Source organism: Ottowia sp., from assembly GCF_035444425.1.
Classification (GTDB): domain Bacteria; phylum Pseudomonadota; class Gammaproteobacteria; order Burkholderiales; family Burkholderiaceae_C; genus Ottowia.
Genome location: NZ_DAOMOQ010000010.1, coordinates 84,261 through 94,135, shown reverse-complemented (window position 1 = coordinate 94,135; position 9,875 = coordinate 84,261). Strand labels below are relative to the sequence as shown.

Below are 9,875 nucleotides of genomic sequence, written 5' to 3'. Positions count from 1 at the left end.
TCGCTCGTTCTTCAAGCATCCAAGTGTCGCCTATATTACTGACTTATGAGTAAGCACGGGCTCAGACAAGGGCCTGCCGATCGACCACAATGGTGCTCGGCCTCACTGCCCGCAGCACCATGACGCGCCTGCACCGACCCGCTCCCCACACCGAAAGCCACAAGCTGCACCACGCCGGCTGGCTGCGCGCCGCCGTGCTGGGCGCCAATGACGGCCTGATCTCGACCAGTGGCCTGGTGGTCGGCATGGCGGCAGCCGGCGCCGAACTGCGCACCTTGCTGCTGACGGCCGCCGCCGGATTGACCGCGGGCGCGTTCTCGATGGCGGCCGGCGAGTATGTCTCGGTCAGCTCGCAGGCCGACGTCGAGCAGGCCGACCGCGCCACCGAGGCGCGCGAACTGGCCGAGCAGCCCGAGTTCGAGCTGCAGGAACTGACCAACATCTACATCGAGCGCGGGCTGTCGCCCGAACTGGCCGCCGAAGTGGCGCACGAGTTGACCGCGCACAACGCGCTCGGCGCCCACCTGCGCGACGAGCTCGGCATCACCGACCAGAACGAGGCGCGCCCGGTGCAGGCCGCGCTGGCGTCGGCCGCCGCCTTCATCGTCGGCGCGCTGCTGCCGATCCTGGTCGTGCTGCTGTGGCGCGGCCCCGGCCTGACCTCGCTGCTGATCGGCAGCACGCTGGCGATGCTGGCCGTGCTGGGCGCGCTGGCAGCGCGGCTGGGCGGCGCGCCCATGGGCAAGGGCGCGCTGCGGGTGCTGTTCTGGGGCGCTCTGGCGATGGGCGCCTCGGCGCTGATCGGCCGGCTGTTCGGCGCCGGGCCGATCGCCTGACGCAGACGCTTAGGCTGCCTCGCGGTAGAAGCCCGCCGGCTGCACGCCGCGCGGCTTGAGCGGCGCCACCGCCTGCACGATGGCGCCGATGTGCTCGGGCGTGGTGCCGCAGCAGCCGCCGACGATGTTCACCAGCCCCTCGGCGGCGAACTCGTGCAGCAGGCGGCTGGTGACCTCCGGCGTCTCGTCGAAGCCGGTGTCGCTCATCGGATTCGGCAGACCGGCGTTCGGGTAGCAGCTGATGAAGGTGTCGGGCGCAGCGCGGTTCAGCTCCTGGATGTAGGGCCGCATCAGCGCCGCGCCGAGCGCGCAGTTCAGACCCACCGACAGCGGCTGCGCATGGCGCACGCTGTACCAGAACGCGGTCACGGTCTGGCCGCTCAGCACGCGGCCGGAGGCGTCGGTGACGGTGCCGCTGATCATGATCGGCAGCCGCTCGCCGCTGTTCTCGAAGAATTCGTCGATGGCGAACAGCGCCGCCTTGGCATTCAGGGTGTCGAAGATGGTCTCGACCAGCAGCACGTCGGCGCCGCCTTCCACCAGGCCCTCGACCTGCTCGTAGTAGGCCGCGCGCAGCTGCTCGAACGTGACGTTGCGCGCGCTCGGGTCGTTGACGTCGGGGCTGATGCTGGCGGTCTTGGGCGTGGGCCCCAGCGCGCCGGCGACGAAGCGCGGGTGCTCGGGCGTCGAGAACTTGTCGCAGGCGGCACGCGCCAGGCGCGCCGATTCGACGTTCATCTCGCGCGCCAGATCGGCCATGTCGTAGTCGGCCTGCGCGATCGAGGTGGCGCCGAAGGTGTTGGTCTCGATCAGGTCGGCGCCGGCGGCCAGGTACTTCTCGTGGATGTCGCGGATCAGGCCGGGCTGCGTCAGGCTGAGCAACTCGTTGTTGCCCTTGACGTCCTTGTGGAAGTCCTTGAACCGCTCGCCCCGGAACTGCGCTTCGCTCAGCTTCAACTGCTGCACCATGGTACCCATGGCACCGTCGAGGATGACCAGGCGCTGCTTGAGAATGTCCGGCAACTGCGCCGCACGCGTGTAGGCAATCGTTTTCATGTCGAAATTCTAGGCGTTCGGCCTGTTCGCCGTGGTTTCCGGGACAATGGGCGGCTTTGTCCCCACTTGGTTCCGTGCCCCTTTCTTCCGCTGCCACCGACCCCGAATCCATTCTGCGCGAGGTGTTCGGCTACGCCGATTTCCGCGGCCAGCAGCAGGCCATCGTCGAGCACGTCACGCACGGCGGCGACGCACTGGTGCTGATGCCGACCGGCGGCGGCAAGAGCCTGTGCTACCAGATTCCCGCCATCGCGCGCCAGCAGCAGGGCTGCGGCGTGACGCTGGTGATCTCGCCGCTGATCGCGCTGATGCACGACCAGGTCGGCGCGCTGCACGAGGCCGGCGTGGCGGCTGCCTTCCTCAACTCGACACTCGACTGGGAGCAGGCCGAGGACATCGAGCGGCGCCTCTTGGCCGGCCAGCTGACGCTGCTGTACGCCGCGCCCGAGCGCGTCGGCACGCCGCGCTTCCTGGGCCTGCTGGACACGCTGCACGCGCACGGGCAACTGAGCCTGTTCGCCATCGACGAGGCGCACTGCGTCAGCCAGTGGGGACACGACTTCCGGCCCGAGTACCGCCAGCTCACCGTGCTGCACGAACGCTGGCCCAGCGTGCCGCGCATCGCGCTGACCGCAACCGCCGACGCCATCACGCGCGCCGACATCGTCGAGCGCCTGCAGCTCGATGCGGCCGCGCAGTTCGTCAGCAGCTTCGACCGGCCCAACATCCGCTACACGATCGTCGAGAAGAAGGACCCCACGCGCCAGCTGCTGGCCTTCATCGAACGCGAGCACGAGGGCGAGGCCGGCATCGTCTACTGCCAGTCGCGCAAGCGGGTGGAGGACCTGGCCACCACGTTGTGCGAGCACGGCCTGGATGCGCTGCCCTACCACGCGGGGCTGGACGCCGCCACGCGCCAGCAGAACCAGGACCGCTTCCTGCGCGAGGACGGCGTGGTGATGGTGGCCACCATCGCCTTCGGCATGGGCATCGACAAGCCCGACGTGCGCTTCGTGGCCCACGTCGACATGCCCAAGAACATCGAGGGCTACTACCAGGAGACCGGCCGCGCCGGCCGCGACGGCGAGTCGGCCGACGCCTGGATGATGTACGGGCTGCAGGACGTGGTGAACCAGCGCCGCATGATCGACGACAGCCCGGCCGAGGACGAGTTCAAGCAGGTCCAGCGCGGCAAGCTCGACGCGCTGCTGGCACTGGCCGAGGCCACCGACTGCCGGCGCGTGCGCCTGCTGGGCTACTTCGGCGAGGCCAGCCAGCCCTGCGGCAACTGCGACAACTGCCTGCAGCCGCCCGAGGTCTGGGACGCCACCGACTGCGCGCGCAAGCTGCTGTCGACCATCTACCGGGTGCAGCAGCAGGCCGGCATCGGCTTCGGCGCCGGCCACGTGATGGACATCCTGCGCGGCAAGGCCACCGACAAGGTGGCGCAGCACGGCCACGAGCGCCTGTCGACATTCGGCCTCGGTGCCGAGTTCAGCGAGGCGCAGTTGCGAGGCGTGCTGCGCCAGCTGATCGCCGTCGGCGCGCTGCAGGTCGATGCCCAGGCCTTCAACACCCTGAAGCTGCTGGAGCCGGCGCGGCCGATCCTCAAGGGCGAGCAGCCGGTGCGACTGCGCGCGGCTCAGGCAGAGCCGAAGCGCGCCCGCAAACGCCCGAGCCGTGGCGGCACGCCACCTGCGGCGGCCGACCTGGACACCGCCGCGCAGGCGCGCTTTGCCGCGCTCAAGAGCTGGCGCACCGAGGTCGCGCGCGAGAACAACCTGCCCGCCTACGTGATCTTCCACGACGCCACGCTGGCCGCGATCGCCGCCCGGGCGCCGCAGGCGCCAGCCGACCTGGAAGGCATCAGCGGCATCGGGGCGACCAAGCTGGAACGCTATGGCGACGAGGTGCTGCGGGTGTGCCGCGGGGCTGGGTGAACCAACGCCAGGACTCCCGAACGGCCTTTCAGGCTGGCTGCTTGCCGGCCGCCACCTCCAGCGCCAGGCACAGGTCCTGCCAGGCCTTGGCCTTCTCGGGCAGCGCACGCAGCAGGTAGGCCGGGTGGTAGGTGACGATCACCGGCACGCCCTGGTACTGGTGCACGCGCCCGCGCAGGCGGCCGATCGGCTCGCTGGTACTCAGCAGCGACTGCACGGCGAAGCGCCCCATGGCCAGGATGATCCTCGGCCGCACCAGCGCCACCTGGCGCGCCAGATAGGGCTCGCACTGGGCAATTTCGTCAGGCTGCGGGTTGCGGTTGCGCGGCGGCCGGCACTTGAGCACGTTGGCGATGTAGACGCCGCGCAGCGCCGGCGTGGCGCCTGCCTGCGCCTCTGACGCTGCCTGGTCATCCGCCAGGCCGGCATGGCGCGACAAGCCGATCGCCGCCAGCATGTTGTCCAGCAGCTTGCCGGCCTGGCCGACGAAGGGCTGGCCCTGGCGATCCTCATTCTCACCCGGCGCCTCGCCGATCACCATCCAGTCGGCGCGCCGGCTGCCGACGCCGAACACCATCTGCGTGCGTCCCGTCCACAGTGCGCAGGCACGGCAGCCGGCGACCGCGGCCTCGAGCTGCGGCCAGTCCATGGTCGCGATGCCGGTCGGGCGCGGGGCCAGTTCGGCCGCTGACACCGGCGCCGTCCCGGCTGCCGGTGCTGCCCTTCGCGGCGCCGTGACCGGGCCAGCCGCTGGCGTCGGAGAGACGGAAGGCCGCTGCATGCCAGCGGCTGGCGCCGCCGCGCGCTCACGCACCGGTGCTGGCGGCGCGGACCAGGCGACCGGCGTTTCCGGTGCCGCCGTCGCCGGCTGCTGCGGCGCCCTGTCCGCACGCGGCGCCCAGATCCTGACGCCCATCTCGGCCAGCATGGCGCGCTGGCGCTCGTCCAGGTGTTGCGTCATGCGTACTCCAGCGGCAGGCTCATCACCACCGCGTCCTCGCGCTCGCCGTGGCGCAGCGGGTAATAGCCCTTGCGCAGGCCGACACGTGAAAACCCGCGCCGCAGATAGACCTGCTGCGCACGCACGTTGCTGGCGCGCACTTCCAGCCACAGCGTGTCGGCACGCAGGCCGCGCGACCACAGCACCAGCGCATCCAGCATCAGCCGACCCCAGCCCTGGCGCTGGTGCGGCGGCGCCACCGTGATGTTCAGCAGATGCACCTCGCGGTAGCCGGGCATGGCGATCAGGTAGCCCAGCAGTTCGTCCCCGGCCAGCAGGCACTGCGCCATGTGGCCGGCGGCCAGGCTGTCACGCAGATTGCCGCGCGTCCAGGGATGGCTGTAGGCACGCTGCTCGACAGCCAGCACCGCGTCCAGCCGCTCGGCCGTCATCGGCTCGAAACGTGCCTCGACCGCACCGGATCCGGGCACCGGGATGGCTGGCAGGGTGGCGGGCAGCACGGCATTCATGGCAGCAAGCGCTCAGCGCGCGGCGGCGCGCTCGGCCGTGGTTTGCGCGACCTTGTCGCGGATGTAGAGCGGCAGCGCCTGCGCCGCCGGCACCGCCTGGCCGGCCGCCAGCAAGGCCGGCGCCAGCCCGAGCAGGGCGTCGGCCGTCGGCAGCGCCTCGATGCGCGGCAGCTTGGCCAGCGCGGCGGGCAGGCGCTCGCCGTACTCGGTGAAGGCGTTGCCGGCCAGCACCCAGCCATCACCGGCCGGCACGATCAGCGCTTCCGGCGGACCCACCGTGATCGCACCCTGGGCCATCCAGGCCGTGCCATCGTGCAGATAGGCGGCGCTGTAGACCTCGCTCATGCGCGCGTCCAGCAGCGCCAGCACGCGCGCGGCGCCCGGCGGCAGCTGGCCGGATCGGCGCGCCGCCTCGGCCACCGCCAGCAGCGTGTCCACCGGCAGCACCGGCACGCCGGCGCCAAAGGCCAGGCCCTGCGCCACCGAGCAGGCGGTGCGCAGCCCGGTGAACGAGCCTGGCCCGCGCCCGAACACGATCGCGCGCAGGTCCGCCAGCGCCAATCCGGCCTGCGCCAGCAGCGCCAGCACGGCAGGGATCAGCGCCGCCGAGGCCTGCGCGCCGCCGGCGCCCTGGCGCGCGAAGCGCTGGCCATCGACGCGCTGCACGGCGACGGACAGCTGCTCGGTGCTGGTATCGAAGGCAAGCAGGTTCATGGGTTCCGATTATTCGATCTTTACCGGCAGCGCGTCGGCCGCACGGCCGGCGCCACCACTTTGCCGCGCCGCCCGCACGCCGAGCAGGATGCCGGCGGTCACCAGCGCCAGCCCCGCCAGCAGGTTCCAGCCCAGCGGCTCGCCCAGCAGCAGCACGGCGCCAAGCGCCGACAGCCCAGGCACCAGCGCCGTGATCATGGTGGAGCGCACCGGCCCGAAGGCGCGCACCATGTGCACGAAGGTGATGCCGGCCACCACCACCGAGCCGACGCCCTGGAACAGCGCCTGCAGCATGATCTCGCCCCAGGGCGCCGCGCCCAGCCGGGTCGACAGCAGGCCGCTGGCGGTCAGCAGGGCGAACAGCGGCACGTAACTGAAGCAGGCGAACACCGTGATGGCGATGGTGGCGCGCACCGCGTCGAGCGCGAACTGGCGCGCCAGCACGGTGTAGATCGACCAGCAGAACGCCGCCGCCATGAAGATCAGGTCGCCTTTCCAGACCTCGCCGCCGTCGAACGCCGACAGCAGTCCCTCACCGCCGACCAGCAGGCCCCCGGCCAGGATGCAGGCGAGCCCCAGCACGCGCGCCAGCGCGATGCGCTCGCCCAGCAGCAGCACGGCCAGCAGCGTGGTCCACAGCGGCAGGCTGCCCGGCATCAGCACCGAGGCGTGCGCCGCCGGCGCGTAGAAGAAGCCGGCATAGCACAGCCCCGCGTAGACGAAGCCGCCGAACAGGCCGGTCAGCAGCGTCGGCCGCAGCGCCAGCGGCGACAAACCCAGCAGCGAACTCGACGCCCCGGCGGCACGCGTGCGCCGCACCAGCCACCAGCCCCAAGGCAGCAGCACCGCGCCGGCGCCGACGATGCGCAGCAAGGCGATGTCGAACGGCAGCAGGGTGTGCGCCGCCGAGGCGCGGCCGATGATGATGAAGCCGGTCCAGATGGCCACCGTGACCAGGGCCGCCGCGATGCCGGTGGCACGGTGTGATCGGAGCATGGCTGGATTATCGTGGCGGCGCACCGATAGACTGCGGGGCGTGAGACCGCGATTCACTCCGCTGCGCTCGGCCGCACTGGCGCTGCTGTGCAGCGGCCTGCTGCTGGCCAGCGGCGCACACGCCCAGAACCTGCCGCCCGAGGTCGAGCAGGCGCTGGCTAGCGCCGGCGTACCCGCGAGCAGCGTGGCGATGGTGGTGGCGCCGCTGTCGCCGACACCCGGCGCCGTCAGTTGCGCACCGGAGCCGGTCAACCCTTCGGGGGAAGGCAATCCGGCGCCGGCACCCACGACGCTGCCGGCGCCGCGCCTGAACTGGCAGGCCGAACTGCCGATGAACCCGGCTTCGGTGATGAAGCTGGTGACTACCTACGCCGGGCTGGATCTGCTGGGGCCCAGCCACCTGTGGAAGACCCGCGTCTACACCCAGGGCTACGTCCAGGGCGGCGTGCTGCACGGCGACCTGCTGATCAAGGGCAGCGGCGACCCCAAGCTGGTGCTGGAGCGCATCCAGGACCTGATGCGTGCGATCCAGGACAAGGGCATCCGCGCCATCGACGGCAACATCCTGCTCGACAACAGCGTCTTCAAGCTGCCGCCGCACGACCCCGCGGCCTTCGACGACGACCCGCTGCGGCCCTACAACGCCGGGCCCGACGGGCTGCTGCTGAACTTCAAGGCGCTGATCCTCAGGTTCACCCCCGATCCGGCCGGCCGGCGCGTGCTGGTGCAGAGCGAGCCGCCGATCGCCGGCGTCGAGATCCCGGCCGAACTGCCGACGGCCAAGGGCGCCTGCGGCAACTGGCGCACGCGCCTGGCGGCCGATTTCAGCAACCCGAACCGGATCAGCTTCGCCGGCCGCTACCCCTCGAGCTGCGGCGAGCAGCAGTGGGGCGTGGCCTACGTCGACCCGGCCAGCTATGCGCCGCGCGTGATCGAGGCCATGTGGCGCGCCGCTGGCGGCCAGCTCAGTGGCCAGGTCAGGTGGCTGGACAAGCCCGCCACCGGGCGGCCGCTGGTGACGGGCATCTCGCTGTCGCTGCCGGAGATCATTGCCGACATCAACAAGTTCTCCAACAACGTGATGGCGCAGCAGCTGTTCCTGACACTGTCGGCGGCCGGCGACGGGCGCGGCAGCTTCGGCGAGTCGAGAAGCCGCTTCAAGCGCTGGTGGCGCGAGCGCTTCGGCCTGCGCGCCACGCCGCTGCTCGAGAACGGCTCCGGCCTGTCGCGCAACGAACGCGCCAGCGCCGCCTCGCTCACCGCGCTGCTGCAGCACGCGGCCGCCAGCCCGCATGCCGGGGCCTTCATGCAATCGCTGTCGATCGCCGGCGTCGACGGCACCGCTCGCCGCATGGCAGCCCGCAACCCGGGCTCGGAGGCGATCGGCAACGCGCGCCTGAAGACCGGCACCCTGCGCGACGTGGCGGCGGTCGCCGGCTACGCCTGGGGCCGCAGCGGCCAGCCCTATGCGGTGGTCGGCATCATCAACCACCCCAACGCCGGCGCGGCGCGGCCGGCGCTGGATCGGCTGGTGGAGTGGACGGTGAAGGACGCTCCCCTCGAGTCGCCGACGACGCCTTCCCCCTGAGGGGGACAACGCTGGTGGCCGGCACAGGTCCGGCCACGGCGTTCTGCCATGGCCTGCTCCGCGACCGTCTGGAGCGGCTTGCGGTACGGCCGCGTTTCATGCGTGCGCGTCCTGCGCAGGCCAGCGGTGACAGCGACGTCAGATCCGTGCCGCGATCGCCTCGCCCATCTCGATCGTCGACGCCTGGCCGCCCAGATCGGGCGTGCGCGGGCCCTGCGCCAGCACGGCCTCGATGGCTTTCAGGATGGCGTCGTGTGCCGCCTGCTCGCCCAGGAATTGCAGCATCATCGCCGCCGACCAGATCATCGCCACCGGGTTGGCGATGTTCTTGCCGAAGATGTCGGGCGCCGAGCCGTGCACCGGCTCGAACAGGCTCGGAAACCGGCGCTCCGGGTTCAGGTTGGCCGACGGCGCCAGGCCGATGGTGCCAGTGCAGGCCGGGCCCAGGTCGCTCAGGATGTCGCCGAACAGGTTGCTGGCCACCACCACGTCGAAGCGCTGCGGCTGCAGCACGAAGCGCGCGGTGAGGATGTCGATGTGGTGCTTCTCGACCGCCACGTGCGGATAGCTGGCGTGCATCGCATCGGCCCGGCCGTCCCACCAGGGCATGCTGATCGCGATGCCGTTGCTCTTGGTGGCGACGTCGAGTTTCCTGCGCGGGCGCGCGGCGGCCTGCTCGAAGGCGAACTTCAGCACCCGGTCGGCGCCGAAGCGGCTCATCACGGTTTCCTGGATCACGATCTCGCGCTCGGTGCCGGCGTACATCACGCCGCCGAGGTTGGTGTACTCGCCCTCGGTGTTCTCGCGCACCACCAGGAAGTCGATCTCGCCCGGCCTGCGGCCCGCCAACGGACAGGGCACGCCCTCGAACAGGCGCACCGGGCGCAGGTTGATGTACTGGTCGAACTCGCGCCGGAACTTCAGTAGCGAGCCCCACAGCGAGACGTGGTCGGGCACCGTGGCCGGCCAGCCGACGGCGCCGAACAGGATGGCGTCCATGCCTTCGAGCTGCTGCTTCCAGTCGTCAGGCATCATCTGGCCGTGCCGCTGGTAGTGATCGCAGCTGGCCCAGTCGATCGGCATCAGCGCCAGTTCGAAGCCGAACCTGGCCTGTGCCGCCTGCAGCGCGCGCAGCGCCTCGGGCATGACTTCCTGGCCGATGCCGTCGCCGGGAATGACGGCGATGCGGTGGGTACGGGAGCGCGTGTCGTTCATGGTCCTATCCTTGCAGCCGCGAGCATAGCGCTGCTTGGGTTTCCCCTAGGCAAACCGCAG

General features: G+C 71.0%; 9 protein-coding genes. 3 read left to right on the top strand and 6 right to left on the bottom strand.

Translation table 11 applies throughout. The annotated features are described in order from the left end of the window. Positions 1–119 precede the first annotated feature (119 nt). On the top strand, positions 120–836 hold the full coding sequence (locus PK606_RS06295) for a VIT1/CCC1 transporter family protein (protein ID WP_324561831.1): 717 nt from the start codon (positions 120–122) through the stop codon (positions 834–836). Between the two features lie 9 nt (positions 837–845). Here the strand turns inward: PK606_RS06295 and PK606_RS06290 are convergent, their stop codons facing one another. After that, the gene (locus tag PK606_RS06290) at positions 846–1,892 is read right to left on the bottom strand and encodes a homocysteine S-methyltransferase family protein (protein WP_324561829.1); all 1,047 of its coding nucleotides are present in this window, start codon (positions 1,890–1,892) and stop codon (positions 846–848) included. A 74-nt stretch (positions 1,893–1,966) separates the two neighbouring features. On the opposite strand from PK606_RS06290, the gene recQ reads away from it, so the two are divergent. Then, positions 1,967–3,832: a DNA helicase RecQ gene (gene recQ, locus PK606_RS06285; RefSeq protein ID WP_324561828.1), complete on the top strand. Its 1,866-nt coding sequence runs from the start codon at positions 1,967–1,969 to the stop codon at positions 3,830–3,832. A gap of 28 nt (positions 3,833–3,860) precedes the next feature. On the opposite strand, the gene PK606_RS06280 is transcribed toward recQ, so the two are convergent. From PK606_RS06280 to PK606_RS06265, 4 genes are read right to left on the bottom strand one after another with little or no spacing between them, the layout of a single operon-like run. Beyond that, entirely contained in the window at positions 3,861–4,793 is a 933-nt protein-coding gene (locus PK606_RS06280; protein WP_324561826.1) for a uracil-DNA glycosylase, read from the bottom strand. After that, positions 4,790–5,302 (bottom strand): ribosomal protein S18-alanine N-acetyltransferase, encoded by a 513-nt coding sequence (rimI, locus tag PK606_RS06275; protein WP_324561824.1) that lies wholly within the window; start codon positions 5,300–5,302, stop codon positions 4,790–4,792. Before rimI ends, PK606_RS06280 begins: the two co-directional genes overlap by 4 nt. 12 nt (positions 5,303–5,314) lie before the next feature. After that, positions 5,315–6,016: a tRNA (adenosine(37)-N6)-threonylcarbamoyltransferase complex dimerization subunit type 1 TsaB gene (gene tsaB / locus PK606_RS06270; RefSeq protein WP_324561822.1), complete on the bottom strand. Its 702-nt coding sequence runs from the start codon at positions 6,014–6,016 to the stop codon at positions 5,315–5,317. Positions 6,017–6,025: 9 nt separating this feature from the next. Then, positions 6,026–7,012, bottom strand: a complete 987-nt coding sequence (locus PK606_RS06265; RefSeq protein WP_324561820.1) for a DMT family transporter — start codon at positions 7,010–7,012, stop codon at positions 6,026–6,028. A 40-nt stretch (positions 7,013–7,052) separates the two neighbouring features. Between PK606_RS06265 and dacB the strand changes: the two genes are divergently transcribed. Beyond that, entirely contained in the window at positions 7,053–8,600 is a 1,548-nt protein-coding gene (gene dacB / locus PK606_RS06260; RefSeq protein ID WP_324561818.1) for a D-alanyl-D-alanine carboxypeptidase/D-alanyl-D-alanine endopeptidase, read from the top strand. A 138-nt stretch (positions 8,601–8,738) separates the two neighbouring features. Here dacB and PK606_RS06255 read toward each other — a convergent pair whose 3' ends face one another. After that, on the bottom strand, positions 8,739–9,815 hold the full coding sequence (locus PK606_RS06255) for a tartrate dehydrogenase (protein ID WP_324561817.1): 1,077 nt from the start codon (positions 9,813–9,815) through the stop codon (positions 8,739–8,741). Positions 9,816–9,875 lie beyond the last annotated feature (60 nt).